Below are 22151 nucleotides of genomic sequence, written 5' to 3'. Positions count from 1 at the left end.
CCGCTGCCGTACTGCGAGACTTACCGGGACAGCTGCTCGATCAACAATTGAGTTTCGCTGGTCTGTTCGGGGCTGATAGCGTCCTCGACGTGGCAAAGCTGAACCAGATCATCGCCGTTGAAAAGGGCGTCAAGTCCAAGTCCTTCCAGGAGCTGACGCAGGCCCACCAGGACCTGCAGAAGCCCGCGCTGCTGGCCGGGATCTCCCGCACCTACCAGCCCAAGGACGAGGAGGGCGAGCAGCTGCCGCCGGAGTCGACCCGTGTGCAGCTGAAGGCCGAGGACATCCTGCGGTCCACCGCGAACACCCTCACCCGGCTGTTCGACGTGACGGCCACCAAGGACTGGGCCAACATCGACGCCAGTGCCGACGTGGTGGTGGACGGCCAGGTGCTCCTGGCCCAGGTGCCGGTGCCGTACCTGCTCTTCCTGGAGAAGCAGCTCACCGACCTGTTCACCTTCGTGAAGAAGCTCCCGGTGCTGGACGCCTCCGAGTCCTGGAACCTCGACCCGTCCACCGACTCCTGGAAGACGGAGCCGGTGCGCACCATCCGGACCAAGAAGGTGCCGCGCAACCACGTCAAGGCCGAGGCCACCGAGAAGCACCCGGCCCAGGTCGAGGTCTACTACGAGGACATCGCGGTCGGCTACTGGACCACGGTCAAGTTCTCCGGCGCGCTGCCGGCCCGCCGGGTGAACGAGCTCGCCGAGCGGGTGGAGAAGCTCCAGCAGGCCGTCAAGTTCGCCCGCGAGGAGGCCAACGCGGTCGAGGTCACCGACCGGCGGGTGGGCGACGCCGTCTTCGGCTACCTGTTCCGGTAGCCTCACGATCGCCCGACCGGGGAGCCGGGCGGGTGCGCCGAGCGCGCCGAGGACCCCGTCCCGGGAAGACCGGGCGGGGGGCGCTGCGCGGTGCGAAAAGCTGACACTGATGTTGAAGCTGACCAGGGGTCACAGTGGAGGTTCGATTCCTCCCCCCGGCACCACCGGCCGGGGTAGCCCAAGCCAGGCAGAGGCAGGCCCCTTGAATCTCAGACTCTCGCTCCAGTCTCAGCATTCGCCGCCGAACACCGGATCGACCGGGTGCGGACGAATATCGACGAATGCAGGTTCAAGTCCTGTCTGTGCCGCTCCGTGGCACGGTAGTTCAATGGCAGAACGCGTCGATTTCAATCTGATCCGCGACCCTTAAATGTGCCGGTGTGCGCAATTGGGCGGCAAACAGGGGCCCGGGAGCTGGCTACGCTCCCGGGTCCTCTCGCGTTTCCGACACGGCCGGACCACGGCTGGACCACGGCGGGACCACGGCGGGACCACGGCAGGGTTGCAGGGCCGTCGAACGGAGTCGCGGGAACATCGCGCTCCATCCCTACCAACTCTGACTACGCATCAGGGATGGTGGCGCCGGCTCTGGATGAGGGCGACGCCACCGTTCCGGGCGGTTCCTGGTGGGGCAGGCTGCCCGGGGTCGACCCGGGGAGGGTCAGATCGACTCAAGCCACCAGCCCTGGTTGCTCCAGCCGTTGCTGTCCCAGAGCTGGACCTTGGTGCCGTTGGCGCCGATCGTGTTCAGGTCCGCGTCCAGCACACGGCCGTTGTAGCCGTTGACCCATCCGTAGCTGGCCGCGTTCCACCGCTGGTTGGTCCAGCCGTTGTAGTCCCAGAGCTGGACCTTGGTGCCGTTGGCGCCGATCGTGTTCAGGTCCGCGTCCAGGTAGCGGCCGCTGTAGTTGTTCTGGATGTAGTCGATGTTGCCGTCGGTCCACAGGGTCCAGTTCTGGTTGGTCCAGCCGTTGCAGTCCCAGAGCTGGACCTTGGTGCCGTTGGCGCCGATCGTGTTCAGGTCCGCGTCCAGGCACTTGCCGTTGTAGTTGCTGTGGATCCGGTACTGGCCCACGTAGTTCAACGCCGCCACGGCGCGGACCGCACCGGGCTTCGCGTTCGTACCGGACGCCCGGTCGGCGACCGCGCCGCCGTCGGCAGCCGAAGCCGACCCGATGCCCGCGCCGAGGGCGGCCGCGGCCAGGGCCAGGATTCCGAGGCCGGTGCAGATCTGCTTGCGCATGAACTCTCCTCGCAGAATGAGTGAGCGTACGGAGCATGTGCACGATCCGGAAGCAATGCCGACCGGAGACCCGTCCCGCAGGTGTCCGTCCGCACGGGGATTCACCGCACTGACCCTGCCTGACCACGACCGGGCCGATCCGGTGCCGGGCTCCGTGGCGCTTGCCGTGCCAGCCGACCGGCTGACACGACACATCCTCGCCGCGGCGGGACACCTGCGGCCACGACGTTGACCCGACGTTCGCCCGACACTTGCGCCCGGCCGGTCCGCCACGAAGGACGGGGTCTCCGACGAGCGACGAACGGCCCGAGAACGAGTCCGGCCCCCGTCGGATCGGGGGCAGCCCCTCTCATAGGGTGGCGTACGCACCGAGCCCGACAGGGAGACCGCCCATGACCAGCAGTTCTCGGCCGACAGCAGCCGTGTCGCCCGTCGAGGCCGGCAACACGCCTGCCCGGGTCAGTTTCTGGTCGGCTGCCCTGGGCGTCGGCCTGATCGTGGCCGTCTTCGCCACGCCGATGTTCTGGCTCTTGTACGGCGGCTACTACACGTTCGCCATGGTCGTGTCCGGGGTCGTCGCCATCCCGGCCGGGCATCTGGGCCGTCGCCGTGGCAAGCGCCTGGGCGGCCGCGACCGCGGTCTGGCCCTGCTCGGCATCGTGACCGGCTGGCTGCTGATCTTCTGCAGCCTGCTGCTGGTCCTGGTCTACGCCGGGGCGACGGCCGGACTCGAGCTCCTGGTCGACTCCGCAGGCTGAGCACGGCCGCCCGGGCACGCGGCTGAGCGGGAGCGACCGGCCGGGCGCGGCAGGGGCGTGGAAGCGGCCGTCACCCGAGGGCTGCCGGGAGCGCCTGCCCACCCGGCCGGCCGTCAGTCCCGCTACGGTCAGTCAGGGAGGGAAGGGCCGCTCCGGGGTATGTCTACGCACAGTCACCCCAATTGATGCGTGGTCGAACCGGGAATAGCCTGGGAGGACCGAGGGGCCGGCGGTTGCCAAAAGATGTCGGCGTGCCCTGGTCGTCGTCCGCGCTCCCCATCCCGGGGTCCCCGGGGTCCGCTGGTTCGGCCGGTCGGCTGGTTCGGCCGGTTGAGCGCGACGGCATCGAGGGCGGTGCGGTCGAGGGCGTGCGGGTCGAGGGCAGTGTGGTCGCGAAGGAGCACAAGGACCACGTCGGCAAGGAACTGGAGACACACGTCAACCCGCTCGCCGGGCCCGCATCCGGTCAGCAGTCCGAACACTTCATCCCCGCGGACCAGCGCCCCGACCTCGCAGACAGCGCCCTCAGGAACGAGGACCCCGAGACGGGCCCGGGCAGAGGCTAGGCCCCGCATCATGTGGCTGGTGCTCTGCGATCCCGGCGACCAGGCGGCCCTGTGGGCCCACGAGGGACTGCGAAAACGCGGACTGGAACCGCTGGAACTGCTCTCCCCGCAGGCCCTGCTCGGCTCCACCAGGTCGGCCCACCGCGTCGGCCGGCACGGAGCCGCCTTCGACAACTCCCTGCCCGACGGGCGCATCCTGGCCAGCCGGGACGTCTCCGGCGTGCTCAACCGGGTGGCCGCCGCACCCTTCGGGCTCCTGCCGTTCGACACCCACGCCGACGCCCGGTACGCCCAGGAAGAACTGAGCGCCCTCCTGCTCAGCCTGCTCACCTGCCTCGGCCCGGTCTCGGTCAACCGGCCCGGCGCGACCGGCCTGTGCGGAGCCTGGCGCTCGGCCGCGGAGTGGACCGTCCTCGCGGCCAGGGCGGGACTGCCGGTGCCACCGGCCCGGATCTCCAGCAGCCCCGAACCCGAGCCGCCCTGGGACGCGCCCGGCTCCGGCGGTGTCCTGGTGCTCGGCGAACACGTATTCGGCGAACACGGCTTCGGCGCGCCCGCGGCCGAGGACGAGAAGGCGTACGTACGCCTCGCCCGGCTCGCCGGCACCGACCTGCTCGGGCTCGACCTGCACCGTGACGGCGGGCAGCGGGTGGTCTTCGCAGGAGCGACCCCGCTACCCGACCTCCGCTCCGGCGGCGACCCGTTCCTCGACCGCCTGCTCGACCACCTCACCGGCCTTTCCGGCCTTTCCGGCCCTTCCGGCCTTTCGGAAGAAACTCGATGATCATCCTCTGCGGCATCGCGAGCGAGGCGCCGATCGCCCGGGTCACCGCCGAACTCGACCAGTTGGGCCTTCCCTACACGCTTCTCCACCAACGGCTCTTCCTGGAGCTGCCGTTCGAGCTGAACGCCACCGCCACCGGCGTCCGGGGACGGCTGACCGGGAACGGCGGATCCGTCGACTGCGCCGAAGTGACCGGCATCTACGCCCGACTCATGGACTGGCGCCGACTGCCGGAAGCCCGCGAAGCGAACGAAGCAGGCGCGGCCGGCCGGGACACCCTCCGCAGGTGCCAGGCCTGGCACGAGGCCCTGAGCACCTGGATCGAAATCGCCCCGGGCCGCGTGATGAACCGGGCGGCCGCGACGGCGTCGAACCTGTCGAAGCCCTACCAGTCCCAGTTGATCCGCCACGCCGGATTCCGGGTGCCGGAGACACTCGTCACCAACGCCCCCGAGCTGGTCCACGACTTCAAGGCACGCCACGGCGAGCTCGTCTACAAGTCGATCAGCTGCCAACGATCCGTCGTCCACCTCCTCGACCGGGACGCGATGGACCGCCTGCCCCTCATCCGCTCCTGCCCCGTGCAGTTCCAGCAGCGCGTCAAGGGCACCAACATCCGCGTGCACACCGTCGCCGACGACGTGTTCGCCACCCGGATCGACACCGACCGGGTCGACTACCGCTACGCCCACCAAGACGGCGGCCGGGCCGAACTCTCCCCGTGCCGGCTACCCGACGACCTGGCCGAGCGATGCCTGCACCTCGCCGAGGAACTGGGACTGGCCCTGGCCGGCATCGACCTGATGCTCGCCGACGACGGCGATGTCTACTGCTTCGAGGTCAACCCCAGCCCGGCCTTCAGCTACTTCGAGTCCCACACCGGCCAACCCATCGCCCGCGCCATCGCCCTCGCCCTCCGCTGACGAAGTCGCTGGAGGGCGAGCAGCTCACCCGGGCCGTCCGGCACGTTCACCCGAACCGCCCACAACCCCCGAACCCGATCCACCACGGCTCGGTCCTTCTGCACCGTCCTTCAAACCCCACCCCGAACCCCAGCCGCTCAACGAAGCACCGGCCCACCACGGCCAACAGGTCACACTCAACGCTGAGCCGTCACACCTCCGAGCAGATGGCGGGCTGCCGATCGGACTATCAGCCCCAGGCATCGGACCGGCTTCCGGGAGAGGCGGGAACCATGGATCCACGCCACCTCAGGCCGCACATGGTGCGCCGGCTGGACGGCTGGGCGGCCGGGGTGTGGGGGCGGGGGTGAGGCCGGGGTGGTCAGGTGCCGGGGGTGGGCGTGGGGCGGCCGACTTGCAGGTGGTAGTCCGCGGCGGTGGCGAAACCGCCCGCGCTGCCTCGCAGGCTCAGCTCGTGGCGGCCGGGGGTGAGCGGTTCCAGCCGCACCCACAGGCCGCACGCGTACTGGTAGAGCTTCCCGGAGCCGGCGGTGAAGGGGTTGCCCTTGACCGCATCGAACCCGATCGGGGTCGGGTCGATCGTTTCGACGGTGAGTGCGTGGCCGTCCAGGGTGGCGCTGCCCTCGGCGGCGGTCATGAAGTCCAGGCAGTCGCTGCGGACGCCGATCAGGTTCACCACGGGGAAGATGATCGGCATGTCGGCGGGGACGGTGCAGGAGCGGGTGACGGCTCCGCCCGTGGTGCCGGCGAGGAACCAGAGGTCGGCCTTCTGCCCCTGGCCGCAGAGGTGGCCGTCGCGGTCGAGGACGGGATTGCGGGCCTGCTCGATCGAGGCGGCCCAGCTCCACCAGCTCGACTGGACGTCGTACGGGAGCATGGCCCGCACCCTGGCCGTGTAGGCAGGGTTCGCGTCGGGCGGGGGGTCCTGCGTCGCCGGGGCGCTGGGCGAAGGAGCCTTGGCGGCGGCGGGGCTGGAGGCGGCCCGGTCGGAGGCGGTCGGGCCGGAGGCGGCCCGGTCCGATGCGGCGGGGCCGGAGGCCGGTGAGCCGGTGCAGGCCGCGGTGAGGGCGAGAGCGCCGACGAGCAGCCCGGCCAGTCGTCTGGGAAGCATGATCGCAAAGCCTAGAGGCGGCGAGCCGACGGCGCCCGGAATATTCCTGGAGTGGCGGCCTGGCCCGGACGGCGCGAGCGGGACGAGTGAGCGGCGGCAGGACGGGGACGGCGGCCAGGAACCCTGTCGCCGGGAGTCCGGCTCCGTGACGCGCCCGGCGGATAATGGCCGGGACCGCAGGCCGGCTGCGCCGGCGGCACGGATCGATGGAGAGGCGGAGGACGGATGACCCTCACGGAAGGCCGGCGCGTCAGGTTGGCCGAGGACCTCGGGATCGGCGAGGCGGTCGCCGGGGAGCCCGGGGCCGTCGTCGGGTTCTTCTCACTGGGAGCCGGGCTCGAGGGCACCGTCGAGCGGGTGGACGGGGAGCTCCCGGAGAGCCATGAGATCCGCGAGTACCAGCGGCTCAAGGCGCTGTTCGAGGACTACGGGCACACCATGCCGGTGGCGAGCCGTGAACGGCTGGAGGCGGAGATCGCCGTACTGGAGCCGGAGTGGGCCGCGCACCGGGAGCGGGGGAAGCAGGTGACGGTCCGGGTCCGGCTGGACAACGGCTTCGTCCTCGACGGGGCGCACCAGGACATCCTCACCCCGCTGTGAGGGAGGACGTCCTGGTGCGGCGGCGGCAGGCCCGCCGGGCGGGCTGACGGCGTCGCCGGGCGAGTGGGCGGCGTCGCCGGGCCGGAGGTTGTCGGCCGGCGCGCCGGACATCGGGCGCGGTTCGGCAGCGACCGTGTCGACGCCCTGTTCGCAGGGGCATCGCCACCGGGAGTCGGCCGCGGACAGCGCCGACCGCTGTCGGTGAACTACGGTTCGTCGGCGGGTGCGTCGGCGGGCTGAAGGTGTCCGCCGGCTCCGCTCAGCAACTGGTGGAGCAGGTCGAGCACCTCGGTGGGCTGCGCCCCGGCGAGGTGGCCGAGGGTGCCGGCCGAACGGGCGAGGATCACCCCGCTGAAGGCCGCGGCGGCGAGTTCCGCCCGCAGTTCGGGGCGGTCCAGGCCGTCGCGCTCGAAGCGCTCGCGCAGCGGGTCGACCAGCCGCCGGTCCAGGTGTGCCTGCGCGGCCTCCTGGACGGAAGGGTCGCCGGAGGGCTGCATGACGATCTGCAGGATCGGGCTGGTGCGGCGTTCGAAGAGTTCGAACAGGTCGCCGAGCCGCTGTGTGTCGAGCAGGTCGGCGGGGGTTTCGTCGCCGTGCTCGGCTTGGACCAGGGCAAGGTAGAGCTGGGTCTTGCCGCCGAAGTAGCGGGCGATCAGGGCCGGGTCCACGCCGGCGCGTTCGCCGATCTCGCGGGTGGTGGTGCGCTCGAATCCGCGCTCGGCGAAGAGTTCGCCGGCCGCGTTCAGCAGTTCCTCGCGGCTGCGGGCCGCGTCCCGTCGGCGCGCCCTGGCGGGGGTCTGGCTCACCCGCGCGCTCCGCTGTCGCGACCCGAGGTCGCCCTGGTCGTGCTCTCGTTCACCAGCAACTCCTTCACCGGCAAGTCCATCACCGGCAACTCGTTCACCGGCAACTCCTCGTTCGCGGACCGCACCGACGGCCTTCCGCCCGCTCCGGCGGTCGCGCCGGGGTCCGTCGCGGCACGGCGCCGCGGCAAGACGATGGTAATCACCGCGACGAGGATCCACACCGCACAGCCGATCAGGCCGGCAACGCGGTAGCCGTCGCCGGAGGGCAGCGCGTGCCCGGGCGCGGTGTGGGCCTGCAGCACGGCGGCGCTGAGCGCGCTGCCGGTGGAGTAACCGACGTAGCGCAGCACCTGGTTGAAGGCGACGGCGCTGCCGGTCTGGTCGGCCGGTACCGCGCCGACGATGAGTCCGGGCATGACGGCGAAGGTGCAGCCGACGCCCAGCCCGGCGATCGCCATGACCGCGAACGCTTCCCAGAGCCGGTCGCGGGCGACCAGGAACACCAGCATCGACAGCAGCGACAGTCCGCATCCGATGGGGAGCACCAGGGCCGGGGAGGTGCGCCGGGCCAGCACCGGGACGACCTTGCTGGAGAGCACACTGGCCACCGAGAACGGCAGCAGGACCAGGCCCGCGACGGTGACCGAGGCGCCGAAGCCGTAGCCGGCGGAGCCCGGGGTCTGCACGAACCGCGTCAGCAGGGACATCAGCAGGTACATCCCGACGCCCGCGACCAGCGCGGCCACGTCGGCCGTCAGCACCACGCGGTGGCGCAGCGAGCGCAGGTCGACCAGCGGGCGGGCGGTGCGCAGCTCGTGGCGGACCCACCAGGCCAGCAGCAGCACGGCGCCGGCGGCCAGGGCGAGCAGGCCGGGCGCGGTCCAGCCCCAGCTCTCGCCCTCGCTGAGGACGAGCAGCACGCCGCTCAGGCCCAGGCCGAGCAGGACGGCGCCGAGCGTGTCCAGCGGTTCGGGCCGACGGTTCGCGGCGGCCACCGGCAGCACCAGTGCCCCGGCGGCCAGGGCGACGGCGCTGATGACCGCGCCGAACCAGAAGCCGGCGTGCAGGCCGAAGGACTGGGCGAGCAGCCCGGTGAGCGGATAGCCCAGGCCCACGCCGGCCACCGTGGTGATGGAGAGCATCGCCACGGCGGAGCGGGCACGCTCACCGGTCAGGCAGTCGCGGGCGGTGGCGATGGCGAGCGGCGTCAGCCCGAGGCCGACACCTTGCAGGGCGCGGCCCACCACCAGACACCCGAAGCCGAGCGGGAGCGCGCCGAGCACGCTGCCCACCAGCACGGTGGCGACGGCGGTGAGCATCACCGCCCGCCGCCGGGGCCCGTCGCCCAGCCGTCCCATGACCGGGGTGGCCACCGCGCCGACCAGCATGGTGACGGTCAAAGACCACTGCGCGTCGGTGAGCGAGACGTGATCGACGGCCGCGATCGTCGGCACCAGGGGCGCACCGAGGCTGCTGATGACAGCCACCACCATGCCGAGGAACACCAGAACGGGCACCAACGCCTTTTGTCGCAAGCCTGCCGCGTACACGACCCACCACTCTCCCCGCTTTAGTCATCAGTTGATGTCTTCATATGATGACATGAGAATGGAAGGACCGGTGGGGCAGCCTGGGATGTGCAGGGCGACCGGCGGCGACGCGCTACCAGCGCCTCGACACCGCCCGCGCCGTCGCCCTGGAGGTCCTCGCCGAACGCCGCGCACGCCTTCTCGCCGACCCGCTACGCCTGGTGGTCGACGGCGTGGTCACCATGGACAACACCGCCAGCCTGAGCGGCATCGAACGGCAACTCGCCCAACTGCAAGACATCTTGGGGCCGGACGAGACCGGGCCGGGCGATGACGGACTGCCCCACCTCGTCACCGGCTACCCTGCGCCCCGCACGGCGCATCCGGTAAACGAACGGCTGCCAGCCCCATGGCCAGGGCTGGCAGCCGTGTCCGATCAGCTCGGGCGGTCGTTGCCCCGGTACAGCTGCTCGCCAGCGACGACGATCTGCCGGTCGGGGTCGGGATGGGCGTCCAGCTCGTCCGCGCTGCGGTAGCCGAGGACGACGCCGGCACGGGTCGACGTGCAGGCGTTCGGGCCGACGGTATGGAACACGGTGGCGTCGAAGAGCAGCACGCCGCCGGCGGGGACGGGAACGGGGACGGCCTGGTCGCCGAGGTAGGCGAGTTCGGGGTGCTCGTCCAGCCACGTGCCGCCGCCGCCAGGCTGGGGCACGCCGACGCAGGGGGCTTGGTGGGAGCCGGGGATGATCCAGGTGCAACCGGTGTCGACGGTGGCGTCCTCGAGGTACACCAGCGCGGTGAGCAGGCCGCGGGTGGGCTGGAGGATGTCGCGGTGCAGCCGCACTTCCTGGGAGCCCGGGGTGCTCGGTGACCCCTGGTTGTGGCGGTTGAGGACGTAGACGACGTTGGGGCCAGGACCTTCGGCGTGGACTGCAGCTCGGGGTCGGCGGCTGCGCGCAGCCGGGTGCCCCGGCCGCCGGCCAGGACCAGGGCGACGGTTCGCTCTGGCAGGCAGAGCAGGGTGCTGCTGTAGTACTGGACGGCGGTGGTGGTGGTGGTGGGGGTGGTGTTCCATTCGGTCACGGGGGGTCCTCCCAGGTAGCGGGTGGGCGTGGTGTGGTCGGCCCGGCCCCCGTGCCGCTGACCTCCGGCTACACGAGCTGGAGGTGGTCGAGGGCGAGGTAGGCCGCTGCGGTGTCGGTCATCGCTCCCAGGCGCAGCACGCGGTCGCGGAACTCGTGCAGGGGGAGGGTGACGACGTCGATGAACTCGGTGCGTTCGGGGGTCGGTTCGGCGACCCTGACGCAGTCGGTGGCGAGGAAGACGGTGCGGCGGACGTTGGAGTAGGCGTCGTGCCAGTAGGAGCCGACCGCGGCGATCTTGCCCTGGTAGCCGGTCTCTTCCAGCAGCTCACGGGCGATGGCGACCGCGGCCTGCTCGCCCGGCTCGATGAAGCCGCCGGGGAGTTCATGCAGGACGCGCTCGGGGCCGGGCCGGTACTGGCGGGCGAGGATGACGTGCCGGTCGGGAGTGAGGGCGAGCACGGCGCCAACGGGCCGCTCGCGCTTGAGGTAGAACTCCTCCTTCCGTCCATCGGGCATCTCGAAGTCGACTTGATCGACGGCTCGCCCGAACTTGCTGAACACGGTGGTGCGTTCGATCTCGCGCCACGGCGCGGTGGTGTCGGTCATGCGAGGACTGTACGGGCACGGCCCGGCACGGCTCGGGCGTCCGGCAACGTCCGTCGGACGGTGGCAGGTGGCCGGGTGGGGCATCTCCAGGAGACCACCTGATCGGGTGACCGGGGCAGGGCATTTCGGTGGGCAGTCCACAGCCCGGCCGATACGCTGGATCCTCGCCCTGCAGCAGAGTTGGGGGGGTGGCATGCCGTGACGAACGCGCAGTTCAGGAACGCTCGCATCGCGCTGCGCCTGACACAGCGCCAGGTCGCCGACCGCGTGAAGTCCCACGTCGAAGGGCTGACCGGGCGGGATTCGGCGTTTGACGCCAGCTATGTCTCACGCCTAGGGCGTGTATCGAAAGCACGGACAGGCCGGGCGGGGTGATGTCCCGGTCCGGCCCGTCCGCTCTCTGCTAAAGGTCGAGCTGATACTGGTGTGTCGTGTGCGTGGGTGTGTAGCCGAGACCGTCGTTGACCCGTCGCATGTGCGCGTTGCTGTCGGCGGTGTCGGTCAGGAGGTCACCGAGGTCCGGATAGTCCCTGTGGGCCTGTCGGATCGACTCGGCCTTCATCCATCGGCCGAGGCCGTGACCTCGGTGCTCGGGCAGCACCCCCGTGCCGTAGTGCTGGCCGTCACCTGTGCCGTTGCCGGGGATGACGAGTTCGGTGAAGGCGGCGATCGAGCCGCAGAGTTGAGCTCGGCCGCCTCTTGGCTGACCCCTGACCTGACGGCGAAACGCCGCGGCTTGCCGGGGCGTTTCCTCAGTTCAGCGCAAGCCGTCTGTGTCGTCGTGCTCTTCGCCGACTGGGAGTGGCCGACGGTCCTCCACCGGGTCATCGCTGTAGATGACCGCGGAGACCGCGCTGTCGTAGGCATCGTCGAGGCCGTTACCGCTTGCGCCGAGTATGTTCTCCCAGTCAATTCCCATACCTACGAGCCTACCCGTAGTGTTCGAGGAACCGAGCGATGTGGGCGTTGAGCTCGTCCGCCTGGGCAAAGATCGCAGCTTCCTCTCCTGGAAGGTGGGCGGCGCGGCCAGCCTCGTCATCGGGCTAGGTGTTCTGCCTCGGGAGGTTGTGGACGGCTGGGCAGTTGAGTCCTATGGGTCGGTACAGTCGCGTGCATGCAACGCGGCCCGTCAGGAGATCCACCTGCGCCGCTCCACGCAGGCACTGGAACTTGCCGCCCACGCACCTGGGCGGCTGCCTGTGGCAGCGCGGGCAATGCTCGCCGCCGTCCGCGCCCAGGCCCACGCCGTGGACGGCGACGAGCGGCAGATGGCGCGGCACCTGCTGGCCGCCGAGCGCGCGTACGGGCGGGTCGGAGACCTCCCCTCGGGACCAGCCTGGACGAAGACCATCAGCCCGGCCAAGGTCGGCAGCGACCGCGGCTTCGCCCTCTACCTGCTGTCCGCGTCCACCGGCCGCCACGACCCCCAGGTCGTTACCGACCTGCGCCGCGCCGCCGAGGCAGACACCGCCCAGGTCCGCGTGCGGGCCATGGCCACGGCCCGGCTGGCCACGGTGCTCTACCGGCAGGGCAACCGCTCCGAAGCCGACCACCATGCGGGGCGAGCCGCCCAGCTCGCCCCTTCCGTGGGTTCCGCGCGTCTGGACTCTGCCCTTGCCGAGATGCGTACCCCCGCTGGATCCCCCAGCGGCGGTCGCTGAACCGCGAGGCCGCTCACTCCGGCCGACAGGCCCGGAGCAGCAGGGTGTCGGCCGAACGCGGACGACGTCGTACTCGCCCGGGTGTCTGTCCAGGTGATCGACGACGTCGGCGTGCACCGGGCGCAGGCGCGGCGCTAGGCGGCCGTAGAGGTCGCAGGCCATCGCGTGCTGAGCGGGGGAGGCGTCTACGGCGTCGACCCGGACGGGCGCCGAGTGGGTGACGAGGTGGGCGGCGTGCCGGGCGTGGGCGGCGTGCCGGGCGGCGTCCGCGCCGAGGTCGGCCACGGTCAGGCCGGCGAGGTCACCCAGCACCTCGGCGCTCGGCCCGCCCTCCTGGGCCCAGACCCAGGAGAAGGATCCGGGGACGGACCGGTCGGTGTCGTTGCGAGCGCGGCCGTAGTGATGCCACAGGTCCGGCGCGGCGTGTTGAGCGTTCCCCAGATCATCCTTGCGCCCGGCCTGCCCGGGCACAGGAGTTCGGGTGTCATCCATCGGCCCACATGGCGCTCTCGCGGATGGTCTCCCCAACGAGGTGCGGCCCGTGGAGCAGCAGGGCGTGCACCGCACTGAGCGACCGCGCTCCTGCCCACACTCCCGTGGCCGGGACGGTGAACTGCCGCACCCCGATTCCGACGTCGGTGAACCGGTTCGGCTCGATGTACCGTCTCCCGCCGGTGCCGCACAGGTAGGCGCTCGCGCCGACCACCCGGCACAGGTCCCCCAGCCGCTGGGTGCGCCCCGCCCCGGCGAGTACTGGGCTCACAAGCTCCACAAGCCCGACCGCTACGGGTTCAACTGGGACACCAACGTCTGCAACTCCCCCGCACCGGACAGGATCGACGGCTTCGACTTCAGTCTCGCCTGCATCCGCCACGACTTCGGGTACCACAACTCCAAGGACCTGTACGGAGAAGATGGCTTCCGCAACAGCCTGACCGGCCCCTCCCCCAAGGCCCGTGTCGACGGCGTCTTCCTCCAGGACCTGACCGAGGCCTGCGAGACCCCGAGCCGGCCGCGCGTTCACACCACCGCCGAGCGCGAGGCGTGCCACCGGATCGCCGGCTCGTACTACTCGGCGGTCGTCCTCTCCCGCGGCTGACCCGCCGGCCGTCCCCGGCGCGCCGCGCCGCCGACCCGGAACACCGGGCCGGCGGCGCGGCGCGGTTGAAGGGCGTCCAGCAGGGCGGTCTGCTGATCGGTCAGTTTGCCCTCGGTGCGGGCCTTGTCCTGCTTGCGCAGCCACGTGCCGGGCCGGAACGCCGGGTCGGCCTCGCCGCCGGTGCGGTTGACGGGGCCGGTGAGGGTGCCGCCGGCGGTGAGGTAGGCGAGCAGGCGGCGGTAGGAGCGGTTCCAGTCCGGTTCCAGGCGCCACAGCTCGTCCAGCGCGTCGAGCTTGGCGGCCTGCTCCTCGGTCAGGTTCTCCGCCCTGCGCTGGCGGCGCATCCACGCGCCCACCGCGTAGTCGTCCAGCTTCGCGGTCGCCGGGATCGCCAGATGGCCGTGCTGCCGCTGATAGGCCCTCGCGTAGGCGTGGCCGCGCTCCCACGCGTTGGCGTTCTTCGACCAGATCATGCCGAGCGCCTCCAGTTCGGAGACGCGGGCGGGGTCGAGCAGGCCCTGGCCGTTCAGGTGGCGCTGACGGGCGAGCCAGGAGACCAGCTCGGCGTGCGTCGTCCGGTCGGTGGGGTCGAGGTGGCCGTGCTCCAGGTGGAACACGGCCGCGACCGCGTGCATGCGCTGCCACTCGGTGGCCCGCGGGTTGAACACCCGTAGCTTCACGGCTTGCAGGATCGCGCCGGCGTGGTGTCGGGCGTCGATCCGCAACCAGTCGATCGGTGACTGCGGCGCGGTGGGGCGCTGCTCCCCCTCGCCGGCCCGGGTGGCCGCGTTCTCCGGGGTCTCCGTCGTGGTGGCCTCCGCCGTGGTGGCGTGCTGGGGCTGGGCGCGGTGGGCGCGCAGCTCGGTGATGCGGCCTACCACCCGGGCGTCGTGCGCCGCCAGGGCGCGCAGGACGCGCCAGATCGTCCGGAACGACGAGGCTTCGATCTCGCTGTCGGCCTCGGCCTTCACTGCCTCCCCGGCCTCGCGGACCTCGGCGGGGTCGGCGTCGGCGGTGTCGTCACCGACCTCCGGGGTCGGCAGGTAGACCGGGATGACGACCCAGCTGACCTTGCCCTGCCGGTAGGACTGGCGCAGCGCCCGGCCCACCGCCTGCACGATGTCGATCACCGACGACTTGGGGTCGGCGAAACAGACCGCGTCGACCGCGGCAATGTCAATGCCCTCGGACAGCAGTCGGGAGTTCGCGAGGATGCCGCACTCCTCGCCCTCCTCGCCGGGCCGCTCGCCGGTGTGGGCCCTGAACTCGGCGAACGCGGCCCGGCGTTCGCGCAGCCGGTCGGTGCCTGCCACCGCCTTCGCCCAGATCCGCTCCGGACGGTCCTCGTCCGTGAGCAACCCGGCCGCCTCCGGCAGGCCGGCGGCGAACTCCCGCGCCGCCGCCACCCGCGAGTGGAAGGTGATCACGCGCCGTAGCTGGAGGTCGGCGACCGCGCGCAGCACGGCGATCTGCAGGGCCAGGCGCAGCAGTTCCTCGTTGGAGCGCTGGGAGCGCAGGTCGGCGATGGCGGGGAGGTTGAGGAGGTCCCGCAGGTCCTCGTCGGTGACGACGGGCACCAGGACGCGGTAGTCGGCGAGGTAGCCGTGCTCGATGCCCTGGCCGAGGGTCCAGGTGTAGACGGTGGGGCCGTAGATCCGCTCGTCGTCCATCGAGCACAGCGCGGGCAGGGCCTGGGCCTGGGCGTCGGCGTCGGCGTCTGCGTTGGTGTCGGTGTCGGTGTCGCCGGTGAGGTCGTCCAGGCCCGCCGTCGCCGTCCGGTCGTCCGCGATCCTGGGGGTCGCGGTGCAGTAAAGCCGCCGCACGGCGGGGACCTGGTCGTCGTCGTGGACGGCCGCCCACGCCTTGCCCTCGGAGCCGGCCGTACGGTGGGCCTCGTCGACCACGACCAGGTCCCAGGCCGGGAGGCCGAACTGCTGGTGGGCCTGGACGATGCGCTCCAGCGAGGCGTAGGTCGCGTACACGGTGACCGCCTCCCCCGGCAGCACCGAGGCGACCAGGTCCGCGATCCGCGCGGCCTGCGTCGACACCTCCGCCCTGACCCGGCCGCCGGCCTCCGCGCTCTCCAGCGCCTCCTCCCGCGAGCAGGCCGCCACCGCCAGGCCCCTGCGACCGCCCCGCAGCGACCACGCCTCGGCCGTCTGCTCCAGCAGCTCGATCGTCGGCACCAGCACCAACACCCGTCCCCGGGGCGCCAGTCGGCGCGCGCACCCGGCGGCGATCAGCGTCTTGCCGGAGCCGGTCGCCGCCACCACCGTCGCCCGGCCGCCCGTCTTCACGGCCTTCACGGCGGCGGCGACGGCATCCTTCTGGAACCAGTGCAACGGCAACGGGTTCACCGCCGCGACACCGGGCGCCTGCGCCGGGACCGTAGTCTCGGTGGTGGTGGCGGTGGCGGTGGTCGTCGTGGTGTCCACGGCGCGGTGTCTCCTGTTCTGCCGGTACTGCCGGTACTGCCGGTACTGCCGGTACTGCCGATCATGGCTGCGGACCGATCGTGGGTGCGGACCGGTGGGTGGTTCAGTCCGGGTAGGCGTAGCGGTTGAGGGTGTCGATGAGGGTTTCGACGAGGTCGCCGAACGGTGTGATCTCCCAGTCGCGGTCGGCGTCGAAGCAGTGCTCGGTCAGGAGGATGTCGCCGAGTTCGTCGGTCAGCTGCTGGGCGTCCTCCTCGCCGGGCGGGGTGTCCGGGTCGAGGGGGACGCCGACAGCCCCGGCGGCGCGGCGCAGCAGCGCGAGGGAGTCGTCGGAGCCGGTGAACCAGGCCGGGCGGTCGGGGTGTCGGTCCGTCATGCGGGGATCCAGGCGCGGACTTCGAGGTACTGGATGTCGGCGTCCTCGACGGCGCGGCCGGTTTCGACGAGCCAGGTCCGCATGGCCTCGGTGACGTCGCCGTGGTGGGCGGCGACGCGGCGGGACCATTCCGCGGCGTCGAAGCCGCCGGTGGAGGCGGAGCCGTAGGTGCGTTCCTCGGTGCCGTCGGAGCGGGGGACGAAGCCGCGGCGTAGGCCTCCGGAGTCCCGCTCCGAACCGGCGGAGTAGACGTACTGGTCGGCGCGCATGCGGACGGTGAAGGCGAGGCGGCCGCCGGCCCGGCCGGTCTCGTGGACGACGGGGGCGAGGTGGGAGGCGCCGGAGCGGATGGCCTGGCGTCCGGCGCGTCCGGCCATCGATCCGCCTGCCTCGCCGACGACGTCCTTGCCCCGGACCCGGGCTTTCTGTCCGGTCTTGGTGCGACGGCGCTCCACGTTCTCCTGGGCGATCGCGGTCAGGGTCTCGGTGTCGCGTTCGCCGCCGCGCACCGCGCGGAGGACCTGGCGCAGCGCGTTGACGAAGGCCGCGCCCTTGCCCTTGGTGAAGAACTGGGAGACCAGCGAGGCGTCGCGGCCGAGCATGGCGGCGACCTGGCGTTTGGTGTAGCCCTGGTCGATCAGCTGCTGGGTGAGGCGGGCGGCCTCGTTGGGGTTGTTCGGGTCGGCGGGGCTCACTGCGGCTCACTTCCGTCCGCGCCCGCGGCGGCACCGGCAGCGGCGTTTTCAACGGCGACTTCGGAGGCGAGTTCGGCGCGGCCGCGGGCGCGCAGGGCGAGGTACTGCTCCTGGCTGGTGGGGTGCGGGACGGGCCCGGTGAGGTGGCCCTTGAGGAGGTAGTCGCCGGGTTCGCCCCGGTAGGGCCAGGGTTGGCGTTCGGTCAGGGCGATGCCGTCGGTGCCGAAGTAGACGACGGTGCCGGGCCGGGCGTGCAGGGCGCCGGCGCTGCCGACGACGTCCTTGCCCTGGCGGTACTTCATGTCCAGCAGGGCGGCCCGCGCTCCGGACCACACATAGGCGGCCCATTCGGGGTGGGCGTAGGGGTCGCGGGAGAACCCGGCCTGGCGCTGCCAGGTCACCACGGCGTCGTCCTGGCCGAGGATCTCCACGCCGGCCGGCAGGGTCTCGCCGACCGGTGTGGTGCCGGAGACCAGGCGGGGGCGCTGCGCGAAGCCGCCGAGGCCGAACAGCAGGACGGCGCGTACGGCGCGCGAGGCCAGGTAGGCGGCGGTGCGCTGCCGGGCGTCGGTGTGCGCCTTCGAGAGGTTGGTCAGGTCCGCCCAGGCGGCCTTGAGGCGCTTGCCCCATTCGTCGAGCGGCTTGCCGTCCTCCCACACCAGGCCGCCGAGGACCTCGATCCGCCACGGCGCGAGGTGGTTGGCGAGGGCGAGGTGGATCTCGGCGCCGCCCGCCCAGGTCGTGAACGTGGCGCCCGGCTCGGACGGGTAGACCCAGGCGCGGTCGCCGGTGACGGGTGCCGGGAGCAGGCCGACGTGCTCCCACCCGGCGGGAACGGTGACGCGGACGTTCCAGTGGGAGCAGGACATCAGGGCCTTGGTCTGCTCGGCTTCCGTCATGGCGGCGAAGGCCCGCGCGGTGATCCGCTGCGGGGTGCCGACCGGGGACTTCCACAGGTGCTTGGCGTAGGCGAAGGTGCGGTCGTACTCCACCAGGGCGGGCAGCTCGGCCGGGACGCGCGGGGGCAGGACCAGCTCGGTGCGGCCCTGGCCGCCGGTCGCGTGCAGCAGGCCGCGCAGTTCCTCGGACAGCACCGGGTAGCCGCCGGCGAACCGGCCCTTGACCGGGACGGTGCGCGACCACAGGTCCCGTCCGGTCTGCGACGGCGAGCCCATCAGGACGACGTCGTCCCAGTGCCGGCGCAGCGCCTGCCACAGCAGCTTGAACGCCTCGCGCACCGTCACCACGTCGGCGCCGTCCGGGTCGAACCACTCCCCCACCGAGCGGATCTCGGTGCTCTCGCCGTCGGGGGCGGCGGCGGGGGCGTAGCGGCCGACGGGCTGGCGCTGGTGGACGAAGTGCCCGGCGAGCTTGTCGCGGCCCGCGCCGACGGCGGTGGTCCACCGCTCGCAGGGGGTGTTCAGCCAGGCGGCGACGGCGTCCTTGAGCGTGCTGTAACGCTCGGCGCCGTCGTGCCAGGGGGCGCCGGCGGTGATGTAGACGCGTTCGGTGCCCGGGGCGGCGGAGAGGACGGCGTCCAGGATCTCGCCGGGCGTCCGGGCACCGAGCGCGAGGCGCACGACGCGGTCGCGCACCGCGAGATCACCGGTCGCGGCGTCCAGGAACACCGTGGCGCGGGCCTGCTGGGTGAAGTTGGGTCGCTTGGAGACCAGGCCGGTGGTCACGGCCTCGAAGCGGGCGCCCGCCGGCCCCTCGGGGATGGTGGGCAGGTCACGCGGCCCGGCGACGGCCGCCGGGCGCGGGATGGCGGCGACCGCCGGGTGCTCCGCAGCAGCGACCGGAGCGACTGGAGCGACCGAGGCCACCGGTTCGGCTGACGAAGCGGCGACGAGGTTCTCGGGGGCAAGGTTCTCTGTGGCGAGGTTCTCCGCGGTGGCCGGCTCGGTGACGGCAGCGGCGGAGCGGGTCAGCGCCGGGGCAACCGCGACCGCCACTACGGGCTCCGGTTGCGGCGCCGCCTCTGACTCTGCCTCTGCCTCTGCCTCTGCCTCTGCCTCTGCCTCTGCCACAGGCGCCGACGCCTGTACGGGCGCCTGAACGGGCACGGGCGCGGGCGCGGCGGCGACCCGCTCCTCCGCCGTGGCGGCGCGAACGGCGGACGGGGTCGGGTCCAGCACCGGAGCGAGCCGCACCACGTCGCCGAGCGTCAGGCCGGCGGCCTTGGCGATGGCGTCGGCCCTCGCGCCCTCGAACCCCGCGAGCCCGGTCACCCGGCGCGCGCGTTGGACGGTGAGCTTGTCCAGCTCCTTGCGCGCGGCCGCGACGATCTTCTCCGCGGCGGCGATCTCGGCGCGCAGCTCCCGCAGACCGGCGAGCTCGGCGGTGTACGTCCTACGGTCCATCAGCGGGTCACTCCCCTTCCACGTCGACGGCCGCAGCGGCCACGTCGACGGCCGCGGCCGCCGCAGCGGCCGCGCCGACCGTAGGGACGTAGGCAATCGGGCCGCCGGACACCGACGGCAGGCGGGTGCCGAGCAGCAGGTCGGCCAGGCGGGCGTCCTGCGGGTCGGCGGGAGTGGCGGCGTTGGCCGGTGCGGTGAGGTCGGTCAGACGGCCGGCCAGCCGGGCCTTCGGGAACCGGAAGCGGGCTGCGGTGCCGGCGGCGCCGTCGGACTCCCACTCCGTCAGGCCGGTCAGCACCGCCACGACGAACCCGGTCACCGTCACCGGCAGCACCCCGCCGGCCGCGACCCGGGCCGGATCGCACCGCCACCAGCCGGACAGCGAGGCCAGCAACTGCTCCTCGTCGAGCACCGTCCCGAAGCCGACCCACTCCCGGCCAGGCCCGTCCACTCGCCGGAGGGCGTCCGAGCGCAGCACCGCCACCTCCGCCGCACCGAGCACGCTCAGGTCGGCGACCGGCCGGGCCTGCAACGCCTGCAGTGCGGTCAACGGGAACACCTGCCGACCCGTCTCGCGCACCCCGGGCACCACGCCGGTGGCCATCAGCTTCTTCACCGTCGGGATCGAGCACCCGAGCGCCGACCCGGCCTGCCCGGTCGTCACGAACACACCCAGACCTCCACGCGTCTACAGCTAGCTTCAAACACTATCCCAAACGGCGGCTCCCCTCCGCTAGGCCCCTCGCATACGCCGAAGGGTCCGTCGAGAGCCGTCGAGAGCCGTCCAGGGCGTCGAGGGCGTCCAGGCCGTCCAGGGCCGTCGGCGTCAGGGTGACGGTGGTCGCTGCAGTCCCTGGAGGAGCAGTTCGATCAGTCGGCGGGGGTCGTAGCGGGGGTCGCTGTCGCGTCCGATGCAGAGGTTGCCGATGCCGCGCATCAGTTCGTAGGCGTGCGTGCCGGGTGTGATCTCGCCGGCGTCGACCGCGGCATCGAGCAGCTGCGCGCAGACGGGCACCAGGCGGTCGAGGAAGTAGGAGTGCAGCGCGTCGAAGCCGCTGTCCGATTCCAGGGTGTTGGCGAGCCCGTGCTTGGTGACCAGGAAGTCGACGAAGAGGTCGACCCACCGGCGCAGCGCCGTGAGGGGGGAGTCGGTGTCGGCCAGCAGGGTCGGGCCGGCCTCGGCACAGGCCTCGACCTGGTGGCGGTAGACGGCGACGACGAGGTCGGCCCGGGCCGGGAAGTGACGGTAGATGGTCCCGACACCGACGCCGGCCCTGGCCGCGATCGCGCGGATCGGCGCGTCGATGCCGGAGGTGGCGAACACCTCGGCGGCGGCAGTGAGGAGCGCCTGCTGGTTGCGCAGCGCGTCGGCCCGCTTGCTTCGGGTCGGCGCCTGCGCGGACCGGTCTGCGGTGGACACCACGTTCTCCGTCCGGACGATGGTTGACTAAGCGGAACATTGTTCCGTATCGTAACTGGAACAAGGTTCCGCTTTGAGCTTAGCCGGAGCGGGACCCTCCCGTCCGCCGCACCCGCCGCCAGCCGCCAGCCGCCAGCCGAGCGAGACCGGCAGCAGAGCCGCGGGAAGGGAAAGGCACCTCATGACCGCACCGATGCGTGCAGCGACGACTGCACAGACACCTGCACCGACTCACGCCGCCGACACCGTCAGCGAGCCCTCCCCCGTCCTCTCCGTCCACCCGGTGGTCCTGCCGGCTCCCGGCCGCGCCGTGGACCTGCACCTGCGAGTCACCGCCCCCATGACCGGAGGCGACCTGCCGGTCATCCTCCTCTCGCACGGCCAGGGGCCCTCGAACAACCTCTCCTCACTGAACGGCTACGCCCCACTCGCCGACTACTGGGCGGCGCACGGCTTCGTCGTCATCCAGCCCACCCATCTCAGCTCGAGGACGCTGCGCCTGGACCCCGACACCCCCGGCGCACCGCTGTACTGGCGGTCGCGGGCCGAGGACATGACGCGCATCCTCGACCGCCTCGACGCGATCGAGACCGCCGTCCCGCAGCTCCTCGGACGCCTGGACCCGAGCAAGGTAGCCGTGGCCGGGCACTCGATGGGCGGGCACACCGCGAGCCTGCTGCTGGGCGCCCGGCTCACCGACCCCGACCACGGCACCGAGGTGGACCTGGCCGAGCCCCGGATCACGGCGGGCGTGCTGCTCGCCGCACCGGGCAGAGGTGGCGACGCCCTCACCCGGTCCACCGCCGAGAACTACCCGTTCTTCCTGACCACCGACTTCTCCCGGATGACGACCCCCGCACTCGTCGTCGCCGGCGACCGCGACCTCTCCGCCCACCTCACGGTTCGCGGCCCGGCCTGGCACACCGACCCGTACGTCCTCTCCCCCGGCCCCAAATCCCTGCTCACGCTGTTCGGCGCGGAGCACGGCCTCGGCGGGATCTCCGGATACGACGTCGCCGAGACCACCGACGAGAACCCCGAGCGGGTAGCCGCGGTCCGGCGGCTCACCTGGGCCTACCTCCGCAGCACGCTCTACCCCGGGGATCCCGCCTGGCGCACGGCGCGTGAGCTGCTCGCAGCCGGACCCGACCCGCTCGGACGGGTCGAGTCCAAGTAGCCCGCCGGCGCCACGCATCGCCGCCCGACCCGTCCAATCCGTGGGATCCGTTCGACCCGCCCAATCCATCCAATCCGTGCGACCCGTCCA

General features: G+C 72.1%; 23 protein-coding genes and 2 pseudogenes. 9 read left to right on the top strand and 16 right to left on the bottom strand.

Features of this window, described 5'->3' with window-relative positions:
• Positions 1-89 precede the first annotated feature (89 nt).
• Positions 90-821 (top strand): hypothetical protein, encoded by a 732-nt coding sequence (locus tag ACIBEC_RS40975; RefSeq protein ID WP_360503656.1) that lies wholly within the window; start codon positions 90-92, stop codon positions 819-821.
• 661 nt (positions 822-1482) lie between these two features.
• On the opposite strand, the gene ACIBEC_RS40970 is transcribed toward ACIBEC_RS40975, so the two are convergent.
• On the bottom strand, positions 1483-2064 hold the full coding sequence (locus ACIBEC_RS40970) for an RICIN domain-containing protein (protein WP_360503659.1): 582 nt from the start codon (positions 2062-2064) through the stop codon (positions 1483-1485).
• Positions 2065-2456: 392 nt separating this feature from the next.
• On the opposite strand from ACIBEC_RS40970, the gene ACIBEC_RS40965 reads away from it, so the two are divergent.
• From ACIBEC_RS40965 to ACIBEC_RS40950, 4 genes are all read left to right on the top strand, one after another.
• Positions 2457-2822: a hypothetical protein gene (locus ACIBEC_RS40965; RefSeq protein ID WP_360503662.1), complete on the top strand. Its 366-nt coding sequence runs from the start codon at positions 2457-2459 to the stop codon at positions 2820-2822.
• 251 nt (positions 2823-3073) lie between these two features.
• Positions 3074-3388, top strand: a complete 315-nt coding sequence (locus tag ACIBEC_RS40960; protein WP_360503665.1) for a hypothetical protein — start codon at positions 3074-3076, stop codon at positions 3386-3388.
• Between the two features lie 10 nt (positions 3389-3398).
• Positions 3399-4172 (top strand): hypothetical protein, encoded by a 774-nt coding sequence (locus ACIBEC_RS40955; RefSeq protein WP_360503668.1) that lies wholly within the window; start codon positions 3399-3401, stop codon positions 4170-4172.
• Positions 4169-5095: a glutathione synthase gene (locus tag ACIBEC_RS40950; protein ID WP_360503670.1), complete on the top strand. Its 927-nt coding sequence runs from the start codon at positions 4169-4171 to the stop codon at positions 5093-5095. The genes ACIBEC_RS40955 and ACIBEC_RS40950 overlap by 4 nt, the downstream gene beginning before the upstream one ends.
• 361 nt (positions 5096-5456) lie before the next feature.
• Here the strand turns inward: ACIBEC_RS40950 and ACIBEC_RS40945 are convergent, their stop codons facing one another.
• The gene (locus ACIBEC_RS40945) at positions 5457-6206 is read right to left on the bottom strand and encodes a hypothetical protein (RefSeq protein ID WP_360503673.1); all 750 of its coding nucleotides are present in this window, start codon (positions 6204-6206) and stop codon (positions 5457-5459) included.
• A gap of 225 nt (positions 6207-6431) precedes the next feature.
• On the opposite strand from ACIBEC_RS40945, the gene ACIBEC_RS40940 reads away from it, so the two are divergent.
• Positions 6432-6806 carry a hypothetical protein gene (locus ACIBEC_RS40940; protein ID WP_360503676.1) on the top strand — a complete coding sequence of 125 codons (375 nt, stop codon included), beginning with the start codon at positions 6432-6434 and terminating at the stop codon, positions 6804-6806.
• 206 nt (positions 6807-7012) lie between these two features.
• Here ACIBEC_RS40940 and ACIBEC_RS40935 read toward each other — a convergent pair whose 3' ends face one another.
• From ACIBEC_RS40935 to ACIBEC_RS40910, 6 genes and pseudogenes are all read right to left on the bottom strand, one after another.
• Entirely contained in the window at positions 7013-7612 is a 600-nt protein-coding gene (locus ACIBEC_RS40935) for a helix-turn-helix domain-containing protein (RefSeq protein WP_360503679.1), read from the bottom strand.
• A complete protein-coding gene (locus ACIBEC_RS40930; RefSeq protein WP_360503682.1) occupies positions 7609-9129 on the bottom strand; it encodes an MFS transporter in 1521 nt (506 codons plus the stop codon). Before ACIBEC_RS40930 ends, ACIBEC_RS40935 begins: the two co-directional genes overlap by 4 nt.
• 448 nt (positions 9130-9577) lie before the next feature.
• Positions 9578-9988 carry a phytanoyl-CoA dioxygenase family protein gene (locus ACIBEC_RS40925; RefSeq protein ID WP_396290220.1) on the bottom strand — a complete coding sequence of 137 codons (411 nt, stop codon included), beginning with the start codon at positions 9986-9988 and terminating at the stop codon, positions 9578-9580.
• Between the two features lie 307 nt (positions 9989-10295).
• On the bottom strand, positions 10296-10835 hold the full coding sequence (locus ACIBEC_RS40920) for an NUDIX hydrolase (protein ID WP_360503688.1): 540 nt from the start codon (positions 10833-10835) through the stop codon (positions 10296-10298).
• A 403-nt stretch (positions 10836-11238) separates the two neighbouring features.
• Positions 11239-11511 (bottom strand): annotated as a pseudogene (locus tag ACIBEC_RS40915) (GNAT family N-acetyltransferase); the annotation flags it as partial.
• Between the two features lie 81 nt (positions 11512-11592).
• Complete coding sequence (locus tag ACIBEC_RS40910; RefSeq protein ID WP_167346444.1) at positions 11593-11754, bottom strand: hypothetical protein; 162 nt, start codon at positions 11752-11754, stop codon at positions 11593-11595.
• Positions 11755-12034: 280 nt separating this feature from the next.
• Here ACIBEC_RS40910 and ACIBEC_RS40905 point away from each other — a divergent pair, with 280 nt between their 5' ends.
• On the top strand, positions 12035-12496 hold the full coding sequence (locus ACIBEC_RS40905; RefSeq protein ID WP_360503819.1) for a hypothetical protein: 462 nt from the start codon (positions 12035-12037) through the stop codon (positions 12494-12496).
• Between the two features lie 60 nt (positions 12497-12556).
• Here ACIBEC_RS40905 and ACIBEC_RS40900 read toward each other — a convergent pair.
• A pseudogene (locus tag ACIBEC_RS40900) lies at positions 12557-12937 on the bottom strand (SAM-dependent methyltransferase); the annotation flags it as partial.
• Positions 12938-12980: 43 nt separating this feature from the next.
• Complete coding sequence (locus ACIBEC_RS40895) at positions 12981-13202, bottom strand: hypothetical protein (protein ID WP_396290232.1); 222 nt, start codon at positions 13200-13202, stop codon at positions 12981-12983.
• Between ACIBEC_RS40895 and ACIBEC_RS40890 the strand changes: the two genes are divergently transcribed.
• Positions 13110-13595 carry a phospholipase A2 gene (locus ACIBEC_RS40890; RefSeq protein ID WP_396290230.1) on the top strand — a complete coding sequence of 162 codons (486 nt, stop codon included), beginning with the start codon at positions 13110-13112 and terminating at the stop codon, positions 13593-13595. The two genes, ACIBEC_RS40895 and ACIBEC_RS40890, sit on opposite strands and share 93 nt — an antisense overlap.
• Here ACIBEC_RS40890 and ACIBEC_RS40885 read toward each other — a convergent pair.
• The 6 genes from ACIBEC_RS40885 to ACIBEC_RS40860 all read right to left on the bottom strand — a co-directional run bounded on the left by ACIBEC_RS40885 (position 13565) and on the right by ACIBEC_RS40860 (position 20884).
• On the bottom strand, positions 13565-16030 hold the full coding sequence (locus tag ACIBEC_RS40885; RefSeq protein WP_360503694.1) for a Helicase associated domain protein: 2466 nt from the start codon (positions 16028-16030) through the stop codon (positions 13565-13567). The genes ACIBEC_RS40890 and ACIBEC_RS40885 overlap by 31 nt on opposite strands.
• 103 nt (positions 16031-16133) lie before the next feature.
• Positions 16134-16406, bottom strand: a complete 273-nt coding sequence (locus ACIBEC_RS40880; RefSeq protein WP_360503697.1) for a hypothetical protein — start codon at positions 16404-16406, stop codon at positions 16134-16136.
• Positions 16403-17101, bottom strand: coding sequence for a helix-turn-helix domain containing protein (locus ACIBEC_RS40875; RefSeq protein WP_360503700.1), 699 nt, complete (start codon positions 17099-17101; stop codon positions 16403-16405). The genes ACIBEC_RS40880 and ACIBEC_RS40875 overlap by 4 nt, the downstream gene beginning before the upstream one ends.
• Positions 17098-19464, bottom strand: coding sequence for a hypothetical protein (locus tag ACIBEC_RS40870; RefSeq protein WP_360503703.1), 2367 nt, complete (start codon positions 19462-19464; stop codon positions 17098-17100). The genes ACIBEC_RS40875 and ACIBEC_RS40870 overlap by 4 nt, the downstream gene beginning before the upstream one ends.
• Positions 19465-19471: 7 nt before the next feature.
• The gene (locus tag ACIBEC_RS40865) at positions 19472-20134 is read right to left on the bottom strand and encodes a DNA-binding protein (protein WP_360503706.1); all 663 of its coding nucleotides are present in this window, start codon (positions 20132-20134) and stop codon (positions 19472-19474) included.
• A 156-nt stretch (positions 20135-20290) separates the two neighbouring features.
• Positions 20291-20884 carry a TetR/AcrR family transcriptional regulator gene (locus ACIBEC_RS40860; protein ID WP_360503709.1) on the bottom strand — a complete coding sequence of 198 codons (594 nt, stop codon included), beginning with the start codon at positions 20882-20884 and terminating at the stop codon, positions 20291-20293.
• Between the two features lie 193 nt (positions 20885-21077).
• Here ACIBEC_RS40860 and ACIBEC_RS40855 point away from each other — a divergent pair, with 193 nt between their 5' ends.
• Positions 21078-22061 carry a chlorophyllase gene (locus ACIBEC_RS40855; RefSeq protein WP_360503712.1) on the top strand — a complete coding sequence of 328 codons (984 nt, stop codon included), beginning with the start codon at positions 21078-21080 and terminating at the stop codon, positions 22059-22061.
• The last annotated feature ends 90 nt before the right edge of the window (positions 22062-22151 follow it).

This window comes from Kitasatospora sp. NPDC051164 (genome assembly GCF_044455625.1).
Taxonomy (GTDB): Bacteria; Actinomycetota; Actinomycetes; order Streptomycetales; family Streptomycetaceae; genus Kitasatospora.
Note: the sequence above shows the minus strand (reverse complement) of the source record. Positions and strands in the feature narration are given on the sequence as shown.

Bases quoted from the DNA above. Each gene is read 5' to 3' on its own strand.
- ACIBEC_RS40880 (WP_360503697.1), bottom strand. From the start codon at position 16,406: ATGACGGACCGACACCCCGACCGCCCGGCCTGGTTCACCGGCTCCGAC.
- ACIBEC_RS40940 (WP_360503676.1), top strand. From the start codon at position 6,432: ATGACCCTCACGGAAGGCCGGCGCGTCAGGTTGGCCGAGGACCTCGGG.
- ACIBEC_RS40970 (WP_360503659.1), bottom strand. From the start codon at position 2,064: ATGCGCAAGCAGATCTGCACCGGCCTCGGAATCCTGGCCCTGGCCGCG.
- ACIBEC_RS40855 (WP_360503712.1), top strand. From the start codon at position 21,078: ATGCGTGCAGCGACGACTGCACAGACACCTGCACCGACTCACGCCGCC.
- ACIBEC_RS40965 (WP_360503662.1), top strand. From the start codon at position 2,457: ATGACCAGCAGTTCTCGGCCGACAGCAGCCGTGTCGCCCGTCGAGGCC.
- ACIBEC_RS40945 (WP_360503673.1), bottom strand. From the start codon at position 6,206: ATGCTTCCCAGACGACTGGCCGGGCTGCTCGTCGGCGCTCTCGCCCTC.
- ACIBEC_RS40910 (WP_167346444.1), bottom strand. From the start codon at position 11,754: ATGGGAATTGACTGGGAGAACATACTCGGCGCAAGCGGTAACGGCCTC.
- ACIBEC_RS40950 (WP_360503670.1), top strand. From the start codon at position 4,169: ATGATCATCCTCTGCGGCATCGCGAGCGAGGCGCCGATCGCCCGGGTC.
- ACIBEC_RS40870 (WP_360503703.1), bottom strand. From the start codon at position 19,464: ATGGACCGTAGGACGTACACCGCCGAGCTCGCCGGTCTGCGGGAGCTG.
- ACIBEC_RS40955 (WP_360503668.1), top strand. From the start codon at position 3,399: ATGTGGCTGGTGCTCTGCGATCCCGGCGACCAGGCGGCCCTGTGGGCC.
- ACIBEC_RS40920 (WP_360503688.1), bottom strand. From the start codon at position 10,835: ATGACCGACACCACCGCGCCGTGGCGCGAGATCGAACGCACCACCGTG.